The following is a 24,843-nucleotide window of genomic DNA, read 5'->3' on the forward strand; positions in this document are numbered from 1 at the left end:
AAAACCTGAAACTATTTATTTAACCACCAAATACTAGCATTTAAAACAGCTGCAAATCCAACCCACGCCATATATGGAATCAATAAATAACCTGCAGTTTTATTGATTTTTAAAAACTTCAAATACGTTTCATAAATAAATAGCCATAAAAGAGCAATTTCTATTAAAGCTAAAAGAGGATTTTTTAATCCGAAGAATATGTAAGACCATATTGCATTTAAGGTTAGCTGAATCAAAAAGAAACCCAAAGCTTTTTTTACTTCTTCATTTTGTTCTTTTATTTTATCCCAGACTAATCCCGCAGCGACAGCCATAAAAATATAAAGCACAGTCCAAACCGGCATGAAAATCCAGTTTGGCGGATTAAAACTTGGTTTTATAAGCGTTGGATACCAGCTTTCAACACTTGGTCTTGTTACTGTACTGGCAGAATATCCTACTGCCAAACAAACGATTAAAGCTATGGCGATCTTAGTTAACTTGTTCATTTTATCAAATTTTGTAGTCAAAAATAGTCAAAAGAAAACGTTTCACCATATAAGTCATATAAGTTCATTTTGGGAAACCCTACTTATAATTTCTTATATAACTTATATGGTGAAATATTATAAAAACTATCTTTGCCAAAATTTTATAATTCATGTTTACAGCAACTGATTTTATTCCTAAAAAATATACTTCAACAATCGAAAACGGAAACTTTGAGTGGAGTGCTCCAAGCAATATTGCATTAGTAAAATATTGGGGGAAAAAAGACAATCAAATTCCGGCAAATCCTTCAGTAAGTTTTACTTTGAATAATTGCAAAACGATTACAAAATTAGGGTTTTCGAAGAAAAGCGCTTCGACTCCGATCAGCATGACAGATGGATTTTCTTTTGATTTACTTTTTGAAGGAAAACCGAAAGAAGATTTCAAGCCAAAAATTCAGAAGTTTTTAGAAAGAGTTGAAGTTTATCTTCCATTTTTAAAAGACTATCATTTTACAATTGACACACAGAATACATTCCCACACAGTTCCGGAATTGCATCTTCGGCATCTGGAATGGCAGCTTTGGCAATGAATTTTATGAGTTTGGAAAGATTGCTGAATCCGGAAATGACCGATGAATATTTCTATCAAAAAGCCTCTTTTCTGGCACGTTTAGGTTCAGGAAGTGCTTGTAGAAGTGTAAAAGGTAATGTTGTCGTTTGGGGAAATCAGGCCAACATTGAAGGAAGTACAGATCTATTTGGAGTTGAATTTCCGTATACTATTCACGAGAATTTCAAGAATTATCAAGATACTATTTTATTGGTTGATAAAGGCGAAAAACAAGTTTCGAGCACCGTTGGGCATGATTTAATGCACAATCATCCTTATGCCAAAAGACGTTTTGCACAGGCACACGAAAATCTGGATAAATTGATTGCCATTTTTGACAATGGAAATCTAGATGAATTTATCAAAGTTGTCGAAAGTGAAGCTTTGACTCTGCATGCTATGATGATGACCTCAATGCCATATTTTATATTGATGAAACCAAACACCTTACAGATTATAAATGCGATCTGGAAATTCAGAAACGAAACACAAATTCCGGTTTGTTTTACGCTTGATGCCGGTGCAAATGTACATGTGCTTTATCCCGAAAACGTTAGCGAAAAAGTATTACAATTTATTCAGGACGAATTAGTTGTATTTTGTCAGAATGGTCAGTACATTTGCGACAAAATTGGAAGCGGTGCAATATTAATTGATAATTGATAATTGTCAATTAATAATTAGTAACTTTATGGAAAAGAAAAACATTATTAAAGAAAAATCTTTTGCTTTTGCAATTGACATTGTAAATCTTTATAAAGTTTTGATTGAAAAGAAAGAATTTGTTTTATCCAGACAAGTTGTACGTTCAGGAACATCTATAGGTGCAAACGTAAGAGAATCTGAACATGCTCAAAGTAAGGCAGATTTTATACATAAATTATCCATTTCATTAAAAGAAGCAAATGAAACAGAATATTGGTTAGATTTGTTGTACGAAACAAAATATCTATCTGATATAGAATTTCAGAGTATTAAACCTAAAATCATTGAGTTATTAAGATTACTTACCAGTATCCTAAAAACCTCAAAAAACACATAATTATCAATTGTTAATTATTCATTTTCAATTATGAAAGGACCGTTATTTTACTCAAAAATATTACTCTTTGGAGAATACGGAATTATCCGCGACTCTAAAGGACTTTCTATTCCTTATATTTTTTACAATGGTGCTTTAAAGAAATCCGAAGAACCTTCGGCAGAAGCTATTGCATCAAACAAAAGTCTAAAAAGTTTTACTTCTTATCTTGAAGTTTTGCAAACACAACAACCGGAATTGGTTACTTTTGATTTAGACACGCTAAAAAATGATGTCGAAACCGGAATGTATTTTGACTCCAGTATTCCGCAAGGATATGGTGTTGGCAGCAGCGGTGCGCTTGTAGCAGCAATTTATGATAAATATGCTACAAACAAAATCACCGTTTTAGAAAACCTAACCCGCGAGAAACTATTACAATTAAAAAACATATTCTCTCAAATGGAAAGCTTTTTCCACGGAAAAAGTTCTGGTTTAGATCCGTTAAACAGTTATTTGAGTATTCCGATCTTAATTAATTCTAAAGATAATATTGAAGCAACCGGAATTCCGACACAAAGTTTTGACGGAAAAGGCGCTGTCTTTTTGTTAGACTCGGGAATTGTAGGCGAAACTGCTCCAATGGTTAATATTTTTATGGAAAACCTAAAAGACAAAGGTTTCCGTACTATGCTTAAAAACCAATTCGTAAAATATACAGATGCCTGCGTGGAGAATTTTCTACATGGCGATATGAAGTCTTTATTTACCAATACTAAAAAGCTTTCTAAAGTTGTTTTAAACAACTTTAAACCAATGATTCCGGAACAATTTCACGGAATCTGGCAACACGGAATTGACACAAACGATTATTACCTAAAACTTTGTGGTTCTGGAGGCGGCGGTTATATTCTTGGTTTTACTGAAGACCTTGAACGCGCAAAAGCTTCTTTAAAAGACTATAAACTGGAAGTCGTTTATCAATTCTAACATTCTTAAAAGCCGAAGTTATTTGAGTACATTTTCATAAGTTTTCATCCTAAAAAGTTATTATTATGAAAAGCATTTTAAAAATAATCAAAGCAACTTTTTTAGGAGGAATTTTATTTTTAGTACCATTAGTTGTATTACTTATTATTCTGGAGAAAGGATATGGCATAATTCAAAAAGTCACATTACCTCTTGTGAGTCATATGCCAAGAGTACATGTTTTAGGAATTGCTATTCAGGAACTTACCGGAACAATAATCATAATTCTTATTTGTTTCACAGCAGGTTTACTGGCCAGAACTGCCAATGCAAAAAAGCTAATCCAGAAATTAGAAAACGGAGTTTTAAGTTTTGTTCCTGGATATTCATTTATGAAAAACATGAATGAAAACATTATGGGTTTTGAATCTAATCAGGATTTAAAAGTTGTTCTAGTTCCTACAGATGCCGGCTGGCAATTTGCCTTTTTAATAGAACAGATAGACGAAAATAACTTTACTGTTTTTGTTCCTGATGCACCAAATCCGTGGAGCGGTTCAGTTTGTTTTGTAGAAAAGAAAGACATAAAAGAAGTTGGAATTACACAAAAACAAGCCTTAGCCTGTATTAGAAAATTAGGTTTTGGATCCAAAGAATTGTTAAAAAACAAACTATAACCTTTTACAATCAAAAAATATCCTTTAACTTCCCCTAACAAATCAATCCCAATTTATAATTTATGTTAAGCAGACAGCACAAACTTTTAGTCATGAAAATTGTTAGTTTGTTCTCTGTGGTACGCGGTTATAACATTCCGATTATTGTTTTGGCACAATATTTATCTGCCATATTTATTTTAGCTCCTGAAAAAAGAGCATTGGATATTTTACTCGATTTTAATTTGTTTCTGATTGTTTTTGCTTCTGCAATTACCATTGCTTCAGGCTATATTATTAACAATTTCTACGACAGCCAAAAGGATCTCATCAACAGACCCAACAAATCGATGCTGGACAGACTGGTAAGTCAAAAAACAAAACTTTCGGTTTATTTTACACTCAATTTTATTGCCGCTTTAATGGCTTTAATTGTTTCCTGGCGCGCTTTTTTATTCTTTTCGGCTTATATCTTTTTAATTTGGTTCTACTCTCATAAAATCAAAAAATACCCAATTGTAGGCAATCTAACAGCTGCTTTTATGGCGGTTATTCCGTTTTTTGCCATTTTATTGTATTTCTACAATTCAATTTCGTTTGAAGAAATTGAGAATCACCGAAGTCATTTTGCTGTAATTTCTGCGCATGCTATGTTTTTGTTTTTGCTGTTGCTGATTCGTGAAATGATTAAGGATCTGGAAAATCTAAAAGGTGATCTGGCAAATGATTATCACACGATTCCAATTGCTTATAATGAAAAGGTATCCAAACAAATTATTACTGTTTTGACGTTTTTAACAGTAATTCCGGTTTATATTTTAGTAAACATCTATGATGTGGGCTATATGGACATTTACTTTTATGTCTGCTTTATTGTTTTACTTTTTTTCCTTCTCTATTTATGGAGATCCAATTCTAAAGAACAATTTTTATTGCTGCATAATGTTTTAAAATTCCTGATTGTTTCAGGAGTATTTTGCATTGTTTTAATTAATCCCAGTGTTTTATGGCACGGACGTGAATTGATCTCTAATTATTAAAAGTTCATTCCACAAAGATTAACGGAGATTTCTCAGAGACTCACAAAGTTTTTTATTCTTTTTTTGTGCATCTCTGTGTGTGCTTTGCGAATCTTTGTGAAACAAGAGAGTTCAAAATGTATAAAAAAGTCCAATTGTTTGAATCTAGCCCCGATAGAGGCGATATCCTTGTGAAGTTTACGGAGCAAGATAAAGCCGAAAGCGGGAACTTTACTCAAAAAAAGCCTATTGTGATGCTCCTTCATCTTTAAAAAACAAGAGCTATTAATCTAAGAACAATCAACTTAGGATTATTTAGCAAGAATAAACTATCTTTGCACAAATTACAGAATTTATGAACAATAAGGAAGGCAATAATAAAAGAGGCGGATCAAGACCAAATAGCTCAAGATCAAACTCCAGCAAGCCAAAACCTCCTATGGCGAAGCGCGCTCAGGGGCCAAAAAAAGTAAAACCTGCTGTTAAAGCGGCTCAGGAAGAAGCGGAGCAAAAACTTAAAAAACAAAACCAGCCACCTAAGAGACAAAAAGCTTCAGACGAAATTCGTTTGAACAAATACATCTCAAATTCAGGTGTTTGTTCACGTCGTGATGCTGACATATATATTCAGTCCGGAAACGTTAAAGTAAACGGTGTTCCGGTAACTGAAATGGGTTATTTAGTAAAAATTAATGATGTTGTAAATTTTGACGGGGTTAATTTGACGCCAGAGAAAAAAGAATACATTTTATTAAACAAACCTAAAAACTTTACAACAGCTCTTGATGAAGGTCAGGAATACCGTAACGTTCTGGAATTGGTTCGTGGTTCTACCACAGCAAAAATTGCTCCTATTGGAAGAATGGACAAAAACACAACTGGTTTGTTATTGTTTACTAATGATACTGATATGATTCGTAAATTTACTTTACCAAGTCAGAAATCTTCTAAAATCTATCAGGTTTCTTTAGATAAAAACCTAAAGTTTGAAGACTTAGAAAAAATCAGTAAAGGTTTGGTTATTGATGGACACCGTGTGTTTATTGAAGAAGTAAGTTATATCGAAAAAGAAGCTAAAAGCGAAGTAGGTCTTAAGCTACGTTCATCAAATGTAAAGGTAGTTCGTGCTATTTTTGAAAGCCTTGACTATGATGTTTTACGTATTGACCGTGTATCTTTTGCCGGATTAACCAAAAAGAATTTACCTAGAGGAAACTGGCGCTTTTTGACAGATCAAGAAATCATCAATTTGAAAAACGTTTAAGAAACGCTTCAAAATTGATTTAATACAAATCCTGTTTTACTTTTGTAAGATGGGATTTTTTATTTAGAAGCTGAAAAAGTTGTGACCGAAAAGGGTGAATATTGATCTTCCGATGGATTGGTTTTTTTCTTCAACGGTTTCGTAGCATGAGAATCCGAGGATAATTTTGATTCCGGGCGGAATACTATTTAAAATATCTCTTTTTTGATCGTCCAGAAGTAATTTTAGACTCTCCAGAATTTGGATATTATTTTTAAGGTAAGAAAGAACTAATAAGGCTGAAAAGTTAAGAATCTCTCTTGCTGTCTCACTTTTGATTCCGACTTCGTTAGAAATCATTTCAGAAATTCTTCCTTTTTTGTTGGTAAAAATTTCTTTGAGCAAACTGTTTCCTTCTAAACGATAACAATCATCTACTGATAAAATTCGACCGGATGAAAAATCAACTTCCTGATAAAAGGTCGAATCATCTTTGACTTGGGAGACGATTCCTTTATAAAAATCAGATTCTTCGGCCCTATTGTATAAACCCATTAAAACTGTACCTATCGAAACATCAATTCCCTTTATTAAAAGTGCATCATTTTCAAAATAAAACTTGTTTAGCTTTGAAACAACATTAGAAGAAATAAAACGTCTAAGTTCAATTTGTAGGTTTGGGGTCATACTGAAATTGTTTAAAAAATTATTTAAATCCACTCAAAATAATCGACAAAGTGAGGCTTTTCATCGTTTATCGGGATAAAAATATAAAATATTTTAACATTTCCAAAAAATAAGTTAAAACGTCAATTGTAGAATTAACAATTGTTAAGATGCAAAATCTCAAAGAGCCAGTAAACATAACACCTTCGTTATCAAAACAAACAAAATATACTGCCAAAAAATATTTAACAATTTTGCAAAAAAAATCGAAATATAAGAAAAAGCTTAAATGTGTGTTACACAATTAAAATAAAATTGTTCGATATTCCCATATGATATTCAGGAAAATACCGAAAAAAATAATACAGAATAGAAAATTTATAAAACTGGAAGCGAGAAAACCAAGTAAAGATCCTGTAGCTGCTTTTAGTGCTCGCTGATGGTTTTTAGAATCATAAATTAACTCGCCCACAAAAGCTCCTACAAAGGGACCAATTATAACCCCAAAAGGTATTGGAGCAATAATTCCAACAATCAAACCAATATTAGTTCCCCAGACTCCGTAAGAGCTTCCTCCAAATTTCTTCGTTCCTTTTGCCGGAATAATATAATCCAGAATGGTGATGATTACGGTAATTAAAAGTGTGATACCCAAAACCCAATAGTTGTTTTCGACAGCTCTGGTTAAGTACAATAATAACAATCCCACCCAACAACTCGATAATCCGGGTAAAACAGGCAGAAAACTACCAAAAATGCCAATAATCATGCATATAAAACCAAGTAATACCAATAATAAATCCATAACTTTTTGTAATTTTGCACCTACAAATACATTAGCAATAAAAGTCAATGCGCAGGTTTTTGCAATTTATATTATATTTTTTTCTGATTGTTTTGATCGATAGCAATATGCATGCCCAAGCCAAAAAACTTCCAATTAATGATCAGTTATTGCAGGACAGCATCTATAAAAGTAACAAGAAAAAAGTATTAAACTTTTCGATGAAAGATTTTGATGCGCTTTTCTTTGATTTTTTTAATCGTAAAAATGATCCGAATATTGTCCTGACTAAAGTTGAGTTTTACAGTTATACGGTTCAGATTGCTGCTTTTTCAGACAGACTGGCATCTTTATATCCTGATCAAAAGCAAGTTGCGGCTCAAAATAAAGAAACATGGCTTTCAGAAAGCTACGAAGATTATTTACAATACAAAGCATCTCAAAAAAAATAATCGTATTTTTATACCATAATTAGTTTATTCAATTCAACATCAAAATCTTGAAGCAGTTTTTCCTCTTTTTAATTCTTTTATCTTTCCATTCTTGTCAATATTTTGAGAAGCAGGTTCCGTCTGAAAAAGAGTTACTTCAAAAAGAATTAAAATCAATCAATTGGAAAGAAGTCGATGAATATCCGTCTGTGGCAAATTGTGAAAAAATTGCAGATAAGAAACAGCGTCAGCAATGTTTTTTTCAGGTAATGTCGCAATTAATTCAGGAAAAATTAGACATTGACACACTTTCAATCTTATATCCCGAACTTGACACCATCGAGGTAAAAGTTACCGTTTTTCCAAATGCAACCATGAAATTCGAACCGCAATTTCCTAAAGATTCTGTTGCTTATGATACGATCAAAATCGATAGTATTTTGCATGCCCGTTTGGTTGATTTTCCTAAAATAAATCCGGCTCTTAAACGCGGACTTCCGGTAAAAACCCAGTTTATTTTACCTGTAATTCTTAAAGCAAAAGGCAAAGAATAGATCTTTTTATTCTAAGCAGGATAAAGTAACGAAGAAGCTATTTCCTGCTATTCGCTTGTATCTTTTCCTTGCTAAAGGAGCAAGAAAAAGGATACCGCTTCTATCAGGGCTAGGGCTTTCGTTTTCAGAAACCCTTTTTCAGGCTTACTTAAAATTTATTTCCCAAACCTTCTGTCTTTCCACTCATAAGAACCAAACAAACTATATAAAGCTACAGTTGTGCTAAAAAAAGGATATAACAAACTGCTTAAAAACAAACTCCTTATATTCTTTTTGGTCAGGAATTCATTCGTCATAAAAAGCAAACCACAATCAATCGTAAATTTAAGAGCAATAAAAAAAACTAAAAGCTGCCAATTTAAAAGTCCGAAACCAAAGAAGAAGAATCCTATTATAAAATTCAGGTTTCCAAAGAAAACGATCAATCCTAATACCTTTCCAAAATTACTTTGATAAGAGCTTGTTTTTGCCGCCCAGCGCACTCTTTGATGAAACAAAGATTTCCAGTTTTCAGTTGGTTTTGTTACTACAATTGCTTCTTTTGCTTTTAAGTAATGTACTTTATCCGGAAATAAATTGGCTGCTTTTTGCAGTAAAAAAACATCATCACCACTCGCAATTTTGTCATTCCCTTCAAATCCGTTTAAGCTTTCAAACAATTCTTTTCTGTAGGCAAAATTGGCTCCATTACACATAAAAGCCTTTTCGATCCCAAAACTGCCAATCGTTGCACCTTGTAAACTCATTAAATCTAATTGTTGAAAATCATGCAAAAACAAATCCTCACATTGATACGTAACTGCTCCGGCAAGCATTGAAATATTGTTTTGCTGAATGTAATTGTCAAATGTTAACAGCCAGTTTTCAGGTACCAGACAATCAGCATCTGTAGTAATTACCCAACTCGTTTTTACGTGTTTCATTGCTGTCGAAATAGCATCTTTTTTAGGAGAATTTGAAACCCGGATATTATCCATAACCGAAACCTGAAATCTGAAACTCGAGACAAAAATTCTCTCATGGGAATTATCATCTACCAAAATCACTTCAAACAAATCATTTGGGTAATTGAGTTTTGAAAAACTTTGTAAAAGGTTCGGTAAATTATCAATTTCATTCCTAAACGGAACTATAATAGTAAAGCTGGTTTTGGGTTTTAAATTTGCATGCTCAAAGGTTTTAACTTTAGTAAAACCATAAATAAGTACCATTATAGCAATTATATAAATACCTAATATGGCAAACAAAACCCAACTCATTCTGTTGCTCTGGTTTTAAAATTCAACACAAAATAGGCTCCAATAATTACCGGCAAAACCACATTTAGAAACCACATCAAAGTGCTGATAAAAACAACAATCCATTCGTTTACACCTAAAATCCCAAAGAAATAAATCGCAACACTTCCTTTTACTGCAAAATCTAAAAACTGAAAAGTAGGTAGCGAAGAAGCTAAAAAGTAAACAACAGCAATTGTAGCAATTAGGGTGAAATAAGGTAAATCGACATCAAAAGCCAAAAACAAAAAGTAATACTGATGTGAGAAAACCAAATATCTTAAAACTCCTAAAACAATATTTTTTCTATGAACTGGTTTTGGGATTTCATTAATCTTATGAATTAATTTTTCAATCGAATATCCTTTAATTTTTATTTTCTTCAACGAAAATAAAACCGCAAAAAGCAACACAAAAATTCCAAATAAAACAGCAACCGTTTTGGCTGTAATGATTTCATATTTAGCATTAAAGTACAACAAGCCAAAAACTCCAAAAATCACTGTTAGAATCATCTGGATTCCGTTACAAATGAGGTTTAGGAAAACCACTTTTTTAGCCTCTGTTTTCGGGTAATACAATGCTTTTCCTGCATACTCTCCTACTCCGTTTGGCGTAAAAATCCCAGCAGTTAAAGCTGCCAGCACTTGTTTTGTTGCTTCTACCAAAGAAATCTCCCGAATTACGCCTGCCAGATTTTGCCACTTTAAGATCTCGAAATAGCGATTGAGAACACTCAAAAGCAATATAAAGCCAATTCCTAAAACCGACTGATTTTTACGAAACAAAATAATGAACTTTTGCCAGTCGAGTTTGTCGTTGTGTGCTAACTGATTATAAATAAAATAAAATGCACCGCCAACAATTAAAAGTTTGACCAGAAGAACAAGGAATTGCTTAGCTTTGTGAGGAATTGAAATCATGCCGCAAAAGTAACACAAAGTATTGTAATAATGCTATTTCACAAAGATTCGCAAAACAAACACAAAGACACACAGAGAAATTCAAAAAAACTTTGTGAGCCTCTGTCGTAACTTGGTGTAACTTTGTGTAATTCAAACAAAAATCACTTGACAAAAGAACGCATCATATTAGGTATTGACCCCGGAACTACGATTATGGGTTTTGGATTGATTAGGGTCATCAATAAAAAAATGGAATTTCTGCAACTAAATGAACTGCAACTTTCTAAGTATGACAATCATTACCAAAAACTAAAGATCATTTTTGAGCGTACCATTGAGCTAATCGAAACGCATCATCCGGACGAAATTGCGATTGAGGCACCTTTTTTTGGCAAAAACGTACAGTCGATGCTAAAATTGGGACGCGCACAAGGCGTTGCAATGGCAGCCGGACTTTCAAGAGATATTCCGATTACTGAATACGAACCAAAAAAGATAAAAATGGCGATTACCGGAAACGGAAATGCCAGTAAAGAACAAGTAGCAAAAATGCTGCAACAGCTTTTGGGCTTAAAAGAATTACCCAAAAATCTCGATTCAACAGATGGTTTGGCGGCAGCTGTTTGCCATTTCTTTAATTCAGGAAAAGTCGTTGCCGGAAAAAGTTATTCGGGCTGGGATGCTTTTGTGAAACAGAATGAGGACAAAATTAGAAAATGAGATAATTAGTCAATTAGATAATTTCTTTTCGGTCTAATAATCATTATCTAATTATCACATTTACACATTATCTAATTAAAAAAATGAGCGGTATCTACATTCATATTCCTTTTTGCAAACAGGCTTGCCACTATTGCGATTTTCATTTTTCGACTTCGATGAAGAAGAAGGATGAAATGGTTTTGGCTTTAGCCAAAGAAATCACTGTACGCAAAAACGAGTTTGAAAATGAGATTGTAGAAACCATTTATTTTGGTGGTGGAACTCCTTCTGTATTGTCAAATGAGGAAATAAACTTTTTAATTTCTGAAGTTTACAAAAACTATAATGTTGTTGAAAACCCCGAAATTACTCTTGAAGCCAATCCGGATGATTTGTCTGCAGAACGAATTTTCGAATTATCCAAAAGTCCGATCAATCGATTAAGCATCGGAATTCAGTCTTTTTATGAAGAAGATTTGAAGATGATGAATCGTGCTCATAATTCGGCGGAAGCCATAAAATGTTTACAGGAAGCAACCAAATATTTCGATAATATTTCATTGGATTTGATTTACGGAATTCCGGGATTAACCGATGAAATGTGGAAAAAAAACATCGAAACAGCACTGTCATTTGGCATTCCGCATATTTCAAGTTATGCTTTGACAGTTGAACCGAAAACTGCTTTAAGTAAATTAATCCAAACCGGAAAAATTGCTGAACCGCAAGATGAAGTAGCTTCTAATCATTTTATGATTTTAGTTGATATGCTTCAGAAAAACGGATTTATCCATTATGAATTATCCAATTTTGGAAAAGAGAATTATTTCTCCAAAAACAATTCGGCATATTGGTTAGGGAAAAAATATATTGGTATCGGACCTTCAGCGCACAGTTATGACGGCGTAAAAAGAGGCTGGAATATTGCGAATAATTCGCTTTATCTTAAAGCAATTCAAAACAATGAACTTCCTATTGAAACTGAGGTTTTAACGATTTCTGATCGTTATAATGAATATATTATGACAGGATTACGAACAATCTGGGGTGTTTCTTTAGACCGAATTGAAAACGAATTTGGAGCAGAATATTTGAAATATTTATTAGAACAATCTCAAAAGTTCTTAAACGACGATTTACTTTTTATTGAAAACAATATCCTAAAACCAACTCCAAAAGGAAAATTTTTAACGGATGGAATTGCTTCAGATTTATTTTATCTAAATTTGGAAGACTAAAAATTAGCCACAAAGGCTCAAAGGCGCAAATCAATTAAACTTTGTGACTTAATGTCTTTGCAGCATAAAACCCAAATTTGTGTTAGCAAAAATCAACAACTTCGAAATCGACTTATCAAAACCTATTGATATTTCGATTCCATTAACCAATACAGACGAAAACCCAATTGCCTGGTATATCGAAAAACCGGTTATTGAACCTGTAGTTTTTGGCGATTGGATCGGGAAAGTTTCGGAAGGAAAATCATCAACAAATTTTAATAATATTTTCTTCAATCCACACGGACATGGAACGCACACGGAATGTTTAGGACATATTACCAATGATTTCTACAGTATTAATCAGTCATTAAAGCAGTTTTTCTTTTTTGCTAAATTGATTACGGTTGAACCTCAAGAAACTGAAGGGGATTTCATTATTACAAAAGAACAAATTCAAAAAGCATTGAGCGCTTTGACTTCGCTCAGCGTAACAAACGAAGCTTTAGTAATTCGAACTCTTCCAAATCAACAAGCTAAAAAATCAAAAAAATATTCGAATACAAATCCACCTTATTTGTCTGAGGAAGCTGCGATTTTCATCCGCGAAAGCGAAATTCAGCATTTGTTAATCGATTTACCAAGTGTTGACAAAGAGCATGACGAAGGTAAATTATTGGCTCATAAAGCATTTTGGAACGTAAAAGACACCATTAATTTAAATGCTGATGCAAGATTAAATGCCACAATTACTGAAATGATTTATGTACCAAACGAAATTGAAGATGGAAATTATATACTAAATCTTCAAATTGCTTCGTTTGAAAATGATGCAAGTCCATCAAAACCAATATTATACAGGATTTAAAATTTTACCACCAATTACACTAATTTATATTAATTTTTACATGCCTGAAGTAAAGAATTAATTCGTGAAGATTCGTGTAATTCGTGGTAAAAAAATCTAAAATGTGAAATCTAAAATCTAAAATTAAAATGATTACCATTTCTACAGACAAAACCAAACTCGATGTTCCGTTTATACAAAACTTTTTAAAAGATATTTACTGGGCTGCGGGACGAACCATAGAGGAAGTACAAACTACAATCGATGCTTCGGTTTGTTTTGGAATTTATCTCAATGACAAGCAAATTGGCTTTGCGAGAGTTATTACAGATTATGTGGTTTTTGGATATGTTATGGATGTTTTTATTACCGAAGAACATCGTGGTAAAGGATATTCGTCTGTTTTAATAGGAACAATGATGAATGAACCTATTTTAAAAGACATTAAGATTTGGAGACTGGCCACAACTGATGCGCACTTTTTATATAAGAAATTTGGTTTTAATGCTTTGGAATATCCGGAAAAAATGATGGAAAAGAAAATATGAAAACAATTATCAAACTTGAAGAACTAGCCTTATTCGCTCTCGGAATCTTTTTATTCAATCGTTTAAATTTTGATTGGTGGTGGTTTCTGGTTTTAATTTTAGCACCGGATTTGTCAATGCTGGGTTATTTATCTGGCAATAAAAGTGGTGCGTTTTTTTATAATGTATTTCATCATAAAGGAATTGCACTTTTAATTTACGCTTTAGGATGTTATTTGAGTATCGAAACGATTCAATTAGCCGGAATTATTCTATTTTCACATTCAGCAATGGATCGGATTTTTGGTTATGGATTAAAATATGAAAAGGGTTTTAAATACACTCATTTAGGTGAAATTGGTAAATAAAAAATAAGATGAATTTAGAAACGTATTACGAATATTGTCTTTCAAAAAAAGGTGTTAGCGAACATTTCCCTTTTGATGAAGATACTTTGGTTTTTAAAGTAGGCGGAAAAATGTTTGCTTTATCATCCTTGTCTCAATGGGAAAAAAATGAGCCTTCGGTCAATTTAAAATGCGATCCTGAAAGGGCTCAGGAATTACGTGTCGAATATGATGAGATAAAACCGGGATTTCATATGAGTAAAGTGCATTGGAATACAATCTCCTTAAACGGTACTTTATCCAATACGCTGATCAAAGAATTAATCGATCATTCGTATGACTTGGTTTTCAAAAGTTTGACCAAGAAAATTCAAAATGAAATTATTGAATTAGAAAATTAGGCATTACATTTGTAGCGTAAGACATAAAACTTAACAACTCAATTAATTTGCAACTTAGCAACTTATAGAACATGAAAGAACAATTTAAAAAATTTCTGAACGAAGAACAAGATCCAAAAGCGATTGAAAAAATCACTTCGAAACTCAATGATTTATTGATGAAAAACGAAGAAATTGGTTATATCGCGGTTCAAAAAAAACCGGCAATTACTGTTTTTCCAGATAGCATAATTTTAACCAACAAACGTATTATCATTTGCAAACCTAAAAATTTAGGGCTTTCAATGGATTTTACAGATTACACTTGGGATGATATTACAAGCACTTTTGTAAAAGAGAATATTTTAGGTTCTGAATTTTCATTTGGTACTACTACAGACCTGACTATTTCTATAGATTATATTCCGAAAACTCAGGCCAGAAAAATTTATACCTATGCTAAAGAGCAGTTAGATTTACTTAAAAATCCAATTGTTGCCGAAGCTCCGGTCGCAGAACCTGTTCAGACTACTGAACCGGAAAACAATGCTGAAGAAGAAGTTGAAGAAGTTGAAACTGAAGAAGTAACAAACTATGCAGAAATTATACCTGCAGCGACACCTTACGAAACTTTTGAACCAATTCAGCCGGCACAGCCTTCAACAGGAGAACGTAAATTAAGTGATTTATCTAAAGAAGAACTTTTTGATAAATTACAGAATTACAAAAAACTGCTTGATAACGGATTAATCATGCAAGGCGAATATGACACTTACAAAAAAGAAATATTGAGTTATATGTAAATTAGTCTTAAAGTTGGAAAGTCGAAAGTCATAAAGTCTCTTTCCTATTAAATATAAAAAGCCAAAATAGTTATTTCTCTATTCTGGCTTTATTTTTTAACACAATCTAATTGACTTTCAAACTTTCGACTTTATGACTTTCGACTAAAGCGTAGCTTTCTGCTTTTCTACAAAACTATTAGATTGTAGTTCCAATAACTCTTTTGCATTTTTACGTTGTAGATCGTAAAGACTTTTATCTTCTGCAATATCTGCATAAACCCTGTCGTGCATTTCAGCACTGGTTTTTACCAATAATTCACGTTGGTATTTATTTTGTGACAAAGTAGCTTTCATTGCTGTTTCGGCTTCTTCTTGTTTGAAATCGAATTCCCCTTTTGGCGCTAATAATTTAGCAATAATTGGAGAGGTTTCAATGGCCAGAAACAATAACATTATAAAAAATGACGGCAGCCAGGGCAGTTTATTTAATGCATTAATACGAGCCATTAAACCGTCAAAACCTTCAATAATAGGTTGCGTTTGTGATACCTTTTTATCTAAATCGGTTTGTAGTTGATTACCTGCTTTTTCTTTTTCGGCAATCTTCGCTTCGTTTGTGGCTTTTAAAGTTTCAAATTCTTTTAGAGCCGCATCGTGTTTTTCACGTTTCTCTTTATAAACCGGACCTTTTCCAAGTTTTTTAGTTCCTGAAGTTCCTTCAGCTTCGGTGATATAAGTGGAGTAAAGTGCATTTACTTCTTTCTCTTTTTTCAGAATATCTGCTTTTAAAGCTGCAATTTCTGCCTTATTTTTATCCAAATCCGATTTGAAATAATTACCAACTTGTTTTTTATTGGCCAATTCCATTTCATTTTTTTCTTTTAATAAAACAGTATTAATTTCTTTTTCAAAAATTTTAATTTCTAATGGTTTAGAAATGACAATAGCAATAATAATTGCCAGTATAATTCGAGGCGTCGCTTGTAGAAATTCATCCATAAAACGATCTCTTTTTTTGATCGTTGAAACGATAAAACGGTCTAAATTAAAGATCAGCAAACTCCATACAAACCCGAAGATTAAAGCAGGATAAATAGAATCGAAAACGGTAAAAAGCGCATACGCACTGGCTAAGAAAGCCATAACAGCAGTAAAAAAAACGGTGGCACCAATACCAACATATTTGGTTTGTTCGCCTTCTGAACAGCCTTCGAGTACATCTCGGTCAGCTCCAGAACATAGGATGAAAAATTGCTTTAACATGATTGATGATTTTTGATTGTGATTGATAGGGCAAATTTAGCGCCAAAAATTTAATTCTGAGATAAATAGTTGATTTGTTTTTACTTGCGTCTATAAAAATTCCTTTTTTATTAAATGTTATTTTAACATTAATCTATTTTTAATCTTGAAGGGAATCATAACACTATAGTAATTTTTTTTAACTCCTTTAATAACATTAAGGTTCTAGTTTCGCAATAAATCAAACTAAAACACAATGAAAAAAATTTATTTAGTAGTAACATTTATGCTATTAGCCTTTTCAGGTTATGCCCAAAAAGCCATAATTTCGGGAAAAGTATTAGATATTGACGACAAACTTCCTTTGCCGGGAGCGATGATTCAAATTGTAGGCGAAAACAAATACACCGTTTCAGATTATAACGGTCGTTTTGAATTACTTAATATAAGTGTTGGAACATACAAAGTAGAAGTAAAATACATAGGATATACTGCCATAACTCACGAAATAACAGTAGAACAGGGTAAAAACAATGTACTCGATTTTGCTCTTAAAACTTCAGGAACTGAGTTGAATGAAGTTGTGGTTGGAGACATTTTAAAAGGTCAGGCCAAAGCTTTAAATCAGCAAAAAAACAATAAAAACATTGGTAACGTAATTTCATCTGATCAAATGGGACGTTTTCCGGATGCTAACGTTGGAGATGCCTTAAAGCGTGTTCCGGGTATTACGATGCAAAACGATCAGGGTGAAGCGCGTAATATCATCATTAGAGGTTTAGCGCCATCATTGAACTCCGTAACGCTAAACGGTGATCGAATTCCGTCTGCAGAAGGCGACAACAGAAACGTACAAATGGATTTAATTCCATCTGATATGATTTCTACTATCGAAGTCAACAAAACCCTGACTTCAGACATGGATGCTGATGCTATTGGAGGTTCAGTAAATTTAGTAACCAGAGCTACTCCAAATGGCGAAAGAATCTCAGCAACTCTTGCGGGTGGCTATATGCCCATTCGCGAACATGCAACTTATACAGCAGGTTTAGTGTACGGTAATCGTTTTTTAGACAATAAATTAGGTGCTGTAGTTAGTGGTTCTTACAATAATGTAAATTACGGATCTGATAATATCGAAAACGAATGGGTAAAAGATGAGTTCGGGAATGAATATCTTCAGGCCTCAGAAATTAGAAAATATGATGTACAGCGTATTCGTCGCAGCGGATCTATAGCTCTTGATTATAAATTTGATGAAAACAATACGATTTTTGCCAATGCGATTTACAACTGGAGAGATGATAGAGAAAACCGTTTCAGAACGACTTATGATGATATCGAACCTATTTATAACGGACAACAAATAACAGGTTTTGAAGGTCGTGTAAAACGTCAGACAAAAGGCGGAATTGATAATGATCGTGATAAAAACCGAAGATTAGAAGATCAGCGTGTTCAGAACTATTCGATTCGCGGAGAGCATTTAATCAACTCAAAACTTGATTTAGACTGGTCTGCCAATTATGCAAAAGCAAGAGAATATCGTCCGGGAGAACGTTATATAGAATACCGTCAAAAAGGTTTGGATATTGCTCAGGATTTATCCGATATCAGATTTCCATTAATCACAACAACTGGAGAAGCTTTAAACAAATTCAAATTTCAAACCGTTACTGAAAACACAGATGAAACGAGCGAAAGTGAATTTGGTGCCAAAGTAAACATCCGTTTTCCTTTTACTATTATTCCTTCTGAAAAAGGAAGATTGAGAACCGGACTTAGACTTCGACTGAAAGAAAAAGAAAGAGATAATAATTTCTATGCTTACGAACCAATCAATAACGATATGGCTTTATTGTCGCAAATTCCGAACAGTTATTACGACGGACAAAACTTTAATCCGGGAAGTAAATATGTTCCGGGAAGCTTCGCATCTGCCAATTTTCTTGGAAGTTTAGATTTAAATAATGCTGCTTTATTCAACAAATCAGCAGATCCTGCAGAGTTTTTAGCAGTAAATTATAATGCAAAAGAAAGTATTTATGCGGCGTATGTAAGATGGGATCAGGATTTTAATGACAAACTTTCGATGGTTTTAGGATTTCGTGTTGAAAATACCCACATTGATTATACCGGAAACCGTGTTTTGGACGAAGAAGAATTAGAGAGTCAGATTAATACTAAAAACTCCTACACTAACTTATTACCAAGTATTTCTTTTCAATATAATGCCACTAAAGATTTAGTTTTAAGGGCAGCAGTTACAACTGCTTTAGCAAGACCAAATTATTACGCATTGGCTCCTTATGTAAACAATATTGCTGCTGACAAAGAAATTACTGCCGGAAATCCTGATCTTGATGCTACTTATTCATACAATTACGATTTCATGGCCGAGAATTATTTTAAATCTGTTGGTTTAATTTCCGGAGGGGTTTTCTATAAAAAATTAGATAACTTCATTTACAATTACAGCGACAACCAATATACTGCTGCAAAATTTGCTGCTGATTTTCCAAATCAGTCAAATCCAATTCCGGCAGGAGAAAACTGGTCTTTTTTACAATCAAGAAATGGAGATACAGTTGATGTTTACGGTTTTGAAGTGGCATTTCAACGTCAGTTAGATTTCCTTCCGGGTAAATTTCTAAAAGGATTTGGTATCTATCTGAACTATACGTATACAAAATCTAAAGCAAAAGGAATTGCTGACGAAGATGGAAATGAGAGAAATAATATTAGCCTTCCGGGAACAACTCCACACATGTTTAATGGATCATTATCCTGGGAAAACAAACGTTTTTCTGCCAGAATTTCAACTAATTTCACTTCAGATTATTTAGATGAATTGGGTTCAGAATCATACAAAGACAGTTATTATGACAAACAGTTTTTCTTAGATGCAAATGCTTCTTTCAAGATTACTCCAAAACTTCGCCTTTTTGCCGAAGCTAATAACTTAACAAATCAGCCTTTGCGTTACTATCAGGGAGTTACAGCACATACCAAACAAGCAGAATATTATCAGGCACGATACAATTTTGGTTTGAAACTTGACTTGTAATTAATCCATTTATAAAATACTTAAATTAGACAGAGCTTTTGCGGTTCTGTCTAATTTCATTCAAATAAACATCCTAATGAAAAATAAATCTATAATCGCTTTTTTACTTTTAAGCACTTTATTTATAGCCTGTAAAGATGATAAACTAGCACCGGTTGCAGCAAATGCAGTAAAACCAACCATAGTAACACAAGCTTTACCTCACGACACAGATGATCCATCGATTTGGATTCATCCAACAGATCCTTCTAAAAGTATTATTGTAGGAACTGATAAAGATACTGATGGAGCTTTATATGCTTTTGATTTAAAAGGAAAAATCATTGCAAAATCAGAGGTTTTAAAACGTCCAAACAATGTTGATATCGCTTATGGTTTAGTAATCGACGGAAAAAAAACAGACATTGCTGTAACTACAGAACGCGAATCAAACAAAATAAGAATCTTTAGTTTGCCTGATTTAAAAGCGATTGACAACGGCGGAATCTCTGTTTTTGATGGTGAAGAACTACGTGACCCAATGGGAATTGCTTTGTATACACGCGCAAGTGACAAAAAGATTTTTGCGATCGTAGGAAGAAAATCAGGACCTTCCGGAAGTTATTTATGGCAATATGAGCTTTCAGGAAATGGAAAATTCGCTACAGCAAAAGTGGTGCGCAAATTTGGCGCGTATAGCGGAAAGAAAGAAATTGAAGCCATTGCAGTTGATAACGAACTGGGAACTGTTTTGTATTGTGATGAACAATTCGGAATCAGAAAATACAAGGCTGATCCTGCTTTAAATGATAATAAAGAACTGACTATTTTTGGAAAAACTGGCTTTAAAGCCGATAATGAAGGAATTGCCATTTACAAAAAAACAGATTCTACCGGATACATTTTAGTTTCGAACCAACAAGCGAATACTTTTATGGTTTACCCAAGAGAAGGTGCAAAAGGCAATCCGAATGATTATCCTTTATTGGCAGAAATACCAACATCGACTATTGAATGTGATGGTGCTGATGCAACCAGTATAAATTTAGGAGGAAGTTTTAAAAACGGACTTTTTGTAGCCATGAGCAACGGAATGACTTTTCATTATTATGCATGGGATTTGATTCAGAAGCGTATTGACGCTAAGAAATAGTTGTTTTTTTGTTTCACGTTTTAGTTTGGACTTGAAACCTGGAACAAAAAGCTTAAAACAAAAAAGCTGTTCATAATGAACAGCTTTTTTTAGTTTGAATTAGTAATCTTCCTTATTCTGTAATCGGTGCTCCGGCTAAGATTTCAGCGTTTGCAAATTCTTCAAATTTGGCAAAATTAGCTTTAAATTTCTGAGCTAATTCAACTGCTTTTTTATCGTATAACTCAGGATCTTCCCAAGTATTTCGTGGATTTAAAATTTCACTTGGAACATTCGGGCAAGATTGTGGTTTTGCGATTCCAAATACTTTATGATTTTTATATTCTACATTGTCCAGTTCTCCTTTTAATGCAGCAGTAATCATGGCACGGGTGTATTTCAATTTCATACGGCTTCCTGTTCCGTAAGGTCCACCAGTCCATCCTGTGTTAATTAACCAAACTTTTACATCGGCATCTTTCATTTTTTTGCTTAACATTTCAGCGTAACGAGTTGGGTGTAACGGCATAAACGGTGCGCCAAAACAAGCCGAAAAGTTAGGTTGTGGTTCTGTTACTCCTGCTTCTGTACCAGCTACTTTTGCAGTATAACCTGAGATAAAATGGTAAGCTGCCTGACCTGGAGTTAATCTTGAAATTGGAGGCAGGATTCCGAAAGAATCTGCCGTCAGGAAAAATATATTTTTAGGATTATGTCCAATAGATCCCGGTTGAATATTGTCAATATGGGTTATTGGATAACTTACACGTGTATTTTGTGTGATCGAAACATCATCATAATCAACTTCGTTTGTTCCCGGTTTGAAAACAACATTCTCTAAAAGAGCTCCTTTTTTAATTGCTCTAAAAATGTCTGGTTCATTTTCTTCGGTTAAATTGATCACTTTTGCATAACAACCGCCTTCAAAGTTAAAAACAGTATTTTCTGCAGTCCATCCATGCTCATCATCACCAATTAACTTACGTTCCGGATCTGCTGATAAGGTTGTTTTTCCTGTTCCTGATAATCCAAAGAAAATAGCTGTATCTCCGTCTTCACCAACATTCGCACTGCAGTGCATTGGTAAAGTATTCTTGAAAACCGGTAAAATGAAATTTAAGGCAGAGAAAATTCCTTTTTTCATTTCTCCTGTATATCCTGTTCCGCCAATAAGGGCAATTTTTTTAGTAAAATCTAAAATAGCAAAATTAGACTGACGTGTTCCATCTACAGCAGGATCTGCCATAAAGCTTGGAGCACAGATTACAGTCCATTCCGGAGTAAAGTTTGCTAATTCTGATTCTTCCGGTCTTAAGAACATATTGTAGCAAAACAAGTTTGACCACGCTGTTTCTGTAACCACACGAACGTTCAATCTGTAATTTGGATCTGAACAAACGTAAGAGTCACGAACAAAGACCTCTTTATTAGATAAAAACTGAGTAACCTTATTATATAATTTTTCAAAAGCCTCAGGTGAAAAAGGAATGTTTACATTTCCCCACCAAACCTGATCTTCGGTAATACTGTCTCTTACAATAAAACGATCTTGTGGAGAACGTCCTGTAAATTCGCCCGTATTAATTGCCAATGCGCCTGTAGAGTTCTCAACACCTTGGCCTGATTGCAAAGTGACCGCATGCAATTCATCAGCAGATAATTGGTAGCGAACTTTTGCATTTTCAATTCCTAGTTCATTAAGCGAAATCGATTGCGTGAAAACTGTGTGACTGTCCATAAATTTTAAGTTGTGTTGATGTTTAATACAAAGCAAAATTATAGAATTTATTGTTAATCCTTTAAAAATATTTTAATTTCACTTTTATTTATACAAATTAAGTAAAATTTAACCTTTAAAATTAACAAAAGAAAAAAATAACTGCCTCTTAATTATTTTACTATAATCCACTAAATGAATTTGTTATATAATTTACGTATTAAAGTAAAAAACAGAATAAATTCACATAAATAAGATTATATGTTATTTATGAGACAAAATTAAAGATTAATTTTTAGATAGAATTTTTTATTCGGTATTTTATGATTTTCTCTTCAAAATCGTAACAAATAACGCTGCCCAGGCAATAATTAATAAAAAACCACCCAAAGGTGTTGCGAATACGATAATTTTAAAATCGAAAACTGTAAGACTTTTTGTAGCTAATAAATAGATCGATCCGCTAAAAAGAACTACACCTGCAACAACTAAACTATAGATTGTTTTTAAGGTTTTTTCGGCAATGTCTTTTCGGGTAGAAAGAAAAAGTAAAAACAAGGCATGATACATTTGATAACGCACGCCAACTTCAAAAGTATTTAACTCTTCTACAGATAAATATTTTTTCAGTAAATGAGCACCAAAAGCACCCAAAATAATAGCTAACATTCCCATAAAAGCTCCTGCTAAAACAAATTTTCTTTTCATAGTTTCTATACTTTTCAAATTTTACACAAAAATACTTTAAACTGAATTAAAAAGCTTTTTTGTTTTCAAAAAAATTTCGGAAAAAGATATCCGTTACATTTTAGCTTCAAAATAAAAAATAGTGCATTTTTTAGAAATTAAAATTGTTATATATTTAACAATTTAATATATTTGTGTTATATATTTAAAACATGAGAAGCATTTTAATAATTGGAGCAGGCAGATCTGCATCGTCATTAATACGTTATTTACTATCAAAATCAGAGAGTGAAAATCTACATCTTATTGTAGCCGATTTATCTTTGGCCCTGGCCGAAAAAAAGACGCAAAAACATCCCAACGCAACTCCAATTGCTTTAAATATTTTTGATACCGAAGAAAGAAAAGCAGCAATCGCAAAAGCTTCAATCGTGATTTCGATGCTGCCGGCACATTTGCATATCGAAATTGCTAAAGATTGTCTGGAATTTAAAAAACATCTTGTTACAGCTTCTTATATAAGCGATGCAATGCAGGCATTAGATGAAGAAGCCAGAAAAAACAACTTAATTTTCATGAATGAGATTGGTCTTGATCCCGGAATCGACCATATGAGCGCCATGAAAGTCATTGATGAAATCAGAGCTAAAGGCGGCAATATGTTGCTTTTTGAATCATTTTGCGGCGGATTGGTCGCTCCGGAATGCGACAACAACCTCTGGAACTATAAATTTACCTGGGCTCCCAGAAATGTAGTTTTAGCAGGACAAGGCGGCGCGGCGAAGTTTATTCAGGAAGGCACTTATAAATATATCCCTTACGGAACTGTATTTCGCAGAACAGAGTTTCTGGAAGTTGAAGGTTATGGAAAATTCGAAGCCTATTCTAACAGGGATTCTCTTAAATACAGATCGATTTACGGTTTAGATGACATCCTGACTTTATATCGCGGAACGATTAGAAGAGTGGGCTACTCGAAGGCCTGGAACATGTTTGTTCAGCTCGGGATGACTGATGACAGTTATATCATGGAAGATTCAGAAAACATGAGCTATCGCCAGTTTGTAAATTCGTTTTTACCGTATCATCCAACTGATTCTGTAGAAATCAAAACGAGACTGATTTTAAAAATCGATCAGGATGATATTATGTGGGATAAGCTTTTGGAATTGGACTTATTTAATCCTAACAAGAAAGTAAATTTACCCAATGCAACTCCTGCTCAGATATTAGAAAAGATATTATCTGACAGCTGGACTTTAGAACCTGATGATAAAGATATGATCGTGATGTATCACAAATTTGGATACGAACTGAATGGTAAAAAGCAGCAAATCGATTCAAAAATGGTTTGTATTGGCGACGATCAGACTTATACTGCGATGGCAAAAACGGTTGGATTACCAGTTGCAATGGCAACCTTATTGATTTTAAACGGAAAAATAACAACTCCTGGTGTACAGCTTCCGATAAGAAAAGAAGTGTATTTACCCATTTTAGAAGAGTTAGAAGAATACGGGGTGATTTTTAACGAACAAAATATGCCCTATTTTGGATATAATCCGGACTTGTTCTAAGGTTCGGTTTTGTTAGTTTTTTAGATTT

At 33.4% G+C, this 24,843-nt stretch carries 26 protein-coding genes; 18 read left to right on the forward strand and 8 right to left on the reverse strand.

All coding sequences use genetic code 11. The annotated features are described in order from the left end of the window. Positions 1-11 precede the first annotated feature (11 nt). Positions 12-488, reverse strand: a complete 477-nt coding sequence (locus A4F88_RS21095) for a TspO/MBR family protein (RefSeq protein ID WP_068844748.1) — start codon at positions 486-488, stop codon at positions 12-14. A gap of 152 nt (positions 489-640) precedes the next feature. Between A4F88_RS21095 and A4F88_RS21100 the strand changes: the two genes are divergently transcribed. The 6 genes from A4F88_RS21100 to A4F88_RS21125 all read left to right on the forward strand — a co-directional run bounded on the left by A4F88_RS21100 (position 641) and on the right by A4F88_RS21125 (position 6,013). Further along, positions 641-1,747: a diphosphomevalonate decarboxylase gene (locus tag A4F88_RS21100; protein WP_068844749.1), complete on the forward strand. Its 1,107-nt coding sequence runs from the start codon at positions 641-643 to the stop codon at positions 1,745-1,747. Positions 1,748-1,775: 28 nt separating this feature from the next. Beyond that, a complete protein-coding gene (locus A4F88_RS21105) occupies positions 1,776-2,126 on the forward strand; it encodes a four helix bundle protein (protein ID WP_068844750.1) in 351 nt (116 codons plus the stop codon). Between the two features lie 30 nt (positions 2,127-2,156). Next, complete coding sequence (locus A4F88_RS21110) at positions 2,157-3,095, forward strand: mevalonate kinase family protein (RefSeq protein WP_068844751.1); 939 nt, start codon at positions 2,157-2,159, stop codon at positions 3,093-3,095. Positions 3,096-3,160: 65 nt separating this feature from the next. Further along, the gene (locus A4F88_RS21115) at positions 3,161-3,751 is read left to right on the forward strand and encodes a DUF502 domain-containing protein (RefSeq protein ID WP_068844752.1); all 591 of its coding nucleotides are present in this window, start codon (positions 3,161-3,163) and stop codon (positions 3,749-3,751) included. A 62-nt stretch (positions 3,752-3,813) separates the two neighbouring features. Next, complete coding sequence (locus tag A4F88_RS21120; protein WP_068844753.1) at positions 3,814-4,770, forward strand: geranylgeranylglycerol-phosphate geranylgeranyltransferase; 957 nt, start codon at positions 3,814-3,816, stop codon at positions 4,768-4,770. A 334-nt stretch (positions 4,771-5,104) separates the two neighbouring features. Then, positions 5,105-6,013 carry a pseudouridine synthase gene (locus A4F88_RS21125; protein WP_068844754.1) on the forward strand — a complete coding sequence of 303 codons (909 nt, stop codon included), beginning with the start codon at positions 5,105-5,107 and terminating at the stop codon, positions 6,011-6,013. Positions 6,014-6,076: 63 nt separating this feature from the next. Here the strand turns inward: A4F88_RS21125 and A4F88_RS21130 are convergent, their stop codons facing one another. Continuing rightward, positions 6,077-6,679, reverse strand: a complete 603-nt coding sequence (locus tag A4F88_RS21130; RefSeq protein WP_068844755.1) for a DUF937 domain-containing protein — start codon at positions 6,677-6,679, stop codon at positions 6,077-6,079. A gap of 283 nt (positions 6,680-6,962) precedes the next feature. Further along, positions 6,963-7,463 (reverse strand): DUF456 domain-containing protein, encoded by a 501-nt coding sequence (locus tag A4F88_RS21135; protein ID WP_068844889.1) that lies wholly within the window; start codon positions 7,461-7,463, stop codon positions 6,963-6,965. A 107-nt stretch (positions 7,464-7,570) separates the two neighbouring features. Between A4F88_RS21135 and A4F88_RS21140 the strand changes: the two genes are divergently transcribed. Next, complete coding sequence (locus A4F88_RS21140; protein WP_143155073.1) at positions 7,571-7,894, forward strand: hypothetical protein; 324 nt, start codon at positions 7,571-7,573, stop codon at positions 7,892-7,894. A gap of 47 nt (positions 7,895-7,941) precedes the next feature. Beyond that, positions 7,942-8,427, forward strand: coding sequence for a hypothetical protein (locus A4F88_RS21145; RefSeq protein WP_068844757.1), 486 nt, complete (start codon positions 7,942-7,944; stop codon positions 8,425-8,427). Positions 8,428-8,582: 155 nt separating this feature from the next. Here the strand turns inward: A4F88_RS21145 and A4F88_RS21150 are convergent, their stop codons facing one another. Together A4F88_RS21150 and A4F88_RS21155 are read right to left on the reverse strand one after the other, a co-directional pair. After that, the gene (locus A4F88_RS21150) at positions 8,583-9,686 is read right to left on the reverse strand and encodes a glycosyltransferase family 2 protein (protein ID WP_068844758.1); all 1,104 of its coding nucleotides are present in this window, start codon (positions 9,684-9,686) and stop codon (positions 8,583-8,585) included. Next, positions 9,683-10,627 (reverse strand): lysylphosphatidylglycerol synthase domain-containing protein, encoded by a 945-nt coding sequence (locus A4F88_RS21155; protein ID WP_068844759.1) that lies wholly within the window; start codon positions 10,625-10,627, stop codon positions 9,683-9,685. The genes A4F88_RS21150 and A4F88_RS21155 overlap by 4 nt, the downstream gene beginning before the upstream one ends. 147 nt (positions 10,628-10,774) lie before the next feature. On the opposite strand from A4F88_RS21155, the gene ruvC reads away from it, so the two are divergent. The 7 genes from ruvC to A4F88_RS21190 all read left to right on the forward strand — a co-directional run bounded on the left by ruvC (position 10,775) and on the right by A4F88_RS21190 (position 15,432). Beyond that, positions 10,775-11,329 (forward strand): crossover junction endodeoxyribonuclease RuvC, encoded by a 555-nt coding sequence (gene ruvC, locus A4F88_RS21160; protein WP_073075455.1) that lies wholly within the window; start codon positions 10,775-10,777, stop codon positions 11,327-11,329. An 83-nt stretch (positions 11,330-11,412) separates the two neighbouring features. Next, positions 11,413-12,549: a radical SAM family heme chaperone HemW gene (hemW, locus tag A4F88_RS21165; RefSeq protein WP_068844760.1), complete on the forward strand. Its 1,137-nt coding sequence runs from the start codon at positions 11,413-11,415 to the stop codon at positions 12,547-12,549. A gap of 79 nt (positions 12,550-12,628) precedes the next feature. After that, positions 12,629-13,396: a cyclase family protein gene (locus tag A4F88_RS21170; protein ID WP_068844761.1), complete on the forward strand. Its 768-nt coding sequence runs from the start codon at positions 12,629-12,631 to the stop codon at positions 13,394-13,396. Positions 13,397-13,524: 128 nt separating this feature from the next. Next, on the forward strand, positions 13,525-13,923 hold the full coding sequence (locus tag A4F88_RS21175) for a GNAT family N-acetyltransferase (RefSeq protein ID WP_068844762.1): 399 nt from the start codon (positions 13,525-13,527) through the stop codon (positions 13,921-13,923). Continuing rightward, positions 13,920-14,270, forward strand: coding sequence for a DUF4260 domain-containing protein (locus A4F88_RS21180; protein ID WP_068844763.1), 351 nt, complete (start codon positions 13,920-13,922; stop codon positions 14,268-14,270). Before A4F88_RS21175 ends, A4F88_RS21180 begins: the two co-directional genes overlap by 4 nt. 8 nt (positions 14,271-14,278) lie before the next feature. Beyond that, the gene (locus tag A4F88_RS21185) at positions 14,279-14,650 is read left to right on the forward strand and encodes an MmcQ/YjbR family DNA-binding protein (RefSeq protein ID WP_068844764.1); all 372 of its coding nucleotides are present in this window, start codon (positions 14,279-14,281) and stop codon (positions 14,648-14,650) included. 71 nt (positions 14,651-14,721) lie between these two features. Beyond that, complete coding sequence (locus tag A4F88_RS21190; protein WP_068844765.1) at positions 14,722-15,432, forward strand: PH domain-containing protein; 711 nt, start codon at positions 14,722-14,724, stop codon at positions 15,430-15,432. Between the two features lie 144 nt (positions 15,433-15,576). On the opposite strand, the gene A4F88_RS21195 is transcribed toward A4F88_RS21190, so the two are convergent. After that, positions 15,577-16,677 carry a DUF4407 domain-containing protein gene (locus tag A4F88_RS21195; protein ID WP_068844766.1) on the reverse strand — a complete coding sequence of 367 codons (1,101 nt, stop codon included), beginning with the start codon at positions 16,675-16,677 and terminating at the stop codon, positions 15,577-15,579. A gap of 235 nt (positions 16,678-16,912) precedes the next feature. Between A4F88_RS21195 and A4F88_RS21200 the strand changes: the two genes are divergently transcribed. Together A4F88_RS21200 and A4F88_RS21205 are read left to right on the forward strand one after the other, a co-directional pair. Next, complete coding sequence (locus A4F88_RS21200; protein ID WP_068844767.1) at positions 16,913-19,723, forward strand: TonB-dependent receptor; 2,811 nt, start codon at positions 16,913-16,915, stop codon at positions 19,721-19,723. Positions 19,724-19,799: 76 nt separating this feature from the next. Then, positions 19,800-20,855 carry a phytase gene (locus A4F88_RS21205; protein WP_068844768.1) on the forward strand — a complete coding sequence of 352 codons (1,056 nt, stop codon included), beginning with the start codon at positions 19,800-19,802 and terminating at the stop codon, positions 20,853-20,855. A gap of 112 nt (positions 20,856-20,967) precedes the next feature. Here the strand turns inward: A4F88_RS21205 and pckA are convergent, their stop codons facing one another. Continuing rightward, positions 20,968-22,572, reverse strand: a complete 1,605-nt coding sequence (gene pckA / locus A4F88_RS21210) for a phosphoenolpyruvate carboxykinase (ATP) (RefSeq protein WP_068844769.1) — start codon at positions 22,570-22,572, stop codon at positions 20,968-20,970. Positions 22,573-22,872: 300 nt separating this feature from the next. Continuing rightward, positions 22,873-23,259 (reverse strand): DUF423 domain-containing protein, encoded by a 387-nt coding sequence (locus A4F88_RS21215; RefSeq protein ID WP_068844770.1) that lies wholly within the window; start codon positions 23,257-23,259, stop codon positions 22,873-22,875. A 191-nt stretch (positions 23,260-23,450) separates the two neighbouring features. Here A4F88_RS21215 and A4F88_RS21220 point away from each other — a divergent pair, with 191 nt between their 5' ends. Beyond that, a complete protein-coding gene (locus A4F88_RS21220; protein WP_068844771.1) occupies positions 23,451-24,815 on the forward strand; it encodes a saccharopine dehydrogenase family protein in 1,365 nt (454 codons plus the stop codon). Positions 24,816-24,843 lie beyond the last annotated feature (28 nt).

It is taken from the genome of Flavobacterium chilense (genome assembly GCF_001602525.1).
Lineage (GTDB): Bacteria > Bacteroidota > Bacteroidia > Flavobacteriales > Flavobacteriaceae > Flavobacterium > Flavobacterium chilense.

Bases quoted from the DNA above. Each gene is read 5' to 3' on its own strand.
- A4F88_RS21095 (WP_068844748.1), bottom strand. From the start codon at position 488: ATGAACAAGTTAACTAAGATCGCCATAGCTTTAATCGTTTGTTTGGCA.
- A4F88_RS21100 (WP_068844749.1), top strand. From the start codon at position 641: ATGTTTACAGCAACTGATTTTATTCCTAAAAAATATACTTCAACAATC.
- A4F88_RS21105 (WP_068844750.1), top strand. From the start codon at position 1,776: ATGGAAAAGAAAAACATTATTAAAGAAAAATCTTTTGCTTTTGCAATT.
- A4F88_RS21110 (WP_068844751.1), top strand. From the start codon at position 2,157: ATGAAAGGACCGTTATTTTACTCAAAAATATTACTCTTTGGAGAATAC.
- A4F88_RS21115 (WP_068844752.1), top strand. From the start codon at position 3,161: ATGAAAAGCATTTTAAAAATAATCAAAGCAACTTTTTTAGGAGGAATT.
- A4F88_RS21120 (WP_068844753.1), top strand. From the start codon at position 3,814: ATGTTAAGCAGACAGCACAAACTTTTAGTCATGAAAATTGTTAGTTTG.
- A4F88_RS21125 (WP_068844754.1), top strand. From the start codon at position 5,105: ATGAACAATAAGGAAGGCAATAATAAAAGAGGCGGATCAAGACCAAAT.
- A4F88_RS21130 (WP_068844755.1), bottom strand. From the start codon at position 6,679: ATGACCCCAAACCTACAAATTGAACTTAGACGTTTTATTTCTTCTAAT.
- A4F88_RS21135 (WP_068844889.1), bottom strand. From the start codon at position 7,463: ATGGATTTATTATTGGTATTACTTGGTTTTATATGCATGATTATTGGC.
- A4F88_RS21140 (WP_143155073.1), top strand. From the start codon at position 7,571: ATGCATGCCCAAGCCAAAAAACTTCCAATTAATGATCAGTTATTGCAG.
- A4F88_RS21150 (WP_068844758.1), bottom strand. From the start codon at position 9,686: ATGAGTTGGGTTTTGTTTGCCATATTAGGTATTTATATAATTGCTATA.
- A4F88_RS21155 (WP_068844759.1), bottom strand. From the start codon at position 10,627: ATGATTTCAATTCCTCACAAAGCTAAGCAATTCCTTGTTCTTCTGGTC.
- hemW (WP_068844760.1), top strand. From the start codon at position 11,413: ATGAGCGGTATCTACATTCATATTCCTTTTTGCAAACAGGCTTGCCAC.
- A4F88_RS21175 (WP_068844762.1), top strand. From the start codon at position 13,525: ATGATTACCATTTCTACAGACAAAACCAAACTCGATGTTCCGTTTATA.
- A4F88_RS21180 (WP_068844763.1), top strand. From the start codon at position 13,920: ATGAAAACAATTATCAAACTTGAAGAACTAGCCTTATTCGCTCTCGGA.
- A4F88_RS21185 (WP_068844764.1), top strand. From the start codon at position 14,279: ATGAATTTAGAAACGTATTACGAATATTGTCTTTCAAAAAAAGGTGTT.
- A4F88_RS21190 (WP_068844765.1), top strand. From the start codon at position 14,722: ATGAAAGAACAATTTAAAAAATTTCTGAACGAAGAACAAGATCCAAAA.
- A4F88_RS21195 (WP_068844766.1), bottom strand. From the start codon at position 16,677: ATGTTAAAGCAATTTTTCATCCTATGTTCTGGAGCTGACCGAGATGTA.
- A4F88_RS21200 (WP_068844767.1), top strand. From the start codon at position 16,913: ATGAAAAAAATTTATTTAGTAGTAACATTTATGCTATTAGCCTTTTCA.
- A4F88_RS21205 (WP_068844768.1), top strand. From the start codon at position 19,800: ATGAAAAATAAATCTATAATCGCTTTTTTACTTTTAAGCACTTTATTT.
- pckA (WP_068844769.1), bottom strand. From the start codon at position 22,572: ATGGACAGTCACACAGTTTTCACGCAATCGATTTCGCTTAATGAACTA.
- A4F88_RS21215 (WP_068844770.1), bottom strand. From the start codon at position 23,259: ATGAAAAGAAAATTTGTTTTAGCAGGAGCTTTTATGGGAATGTTAGCT.
- A4F88_RS21220 (WP_068844771.1), top strand. From the start codon at position 23,451: ATGAGAAGCATTTTAATAATTGGAGCAGGCAGATCTGCATCGTCATTA.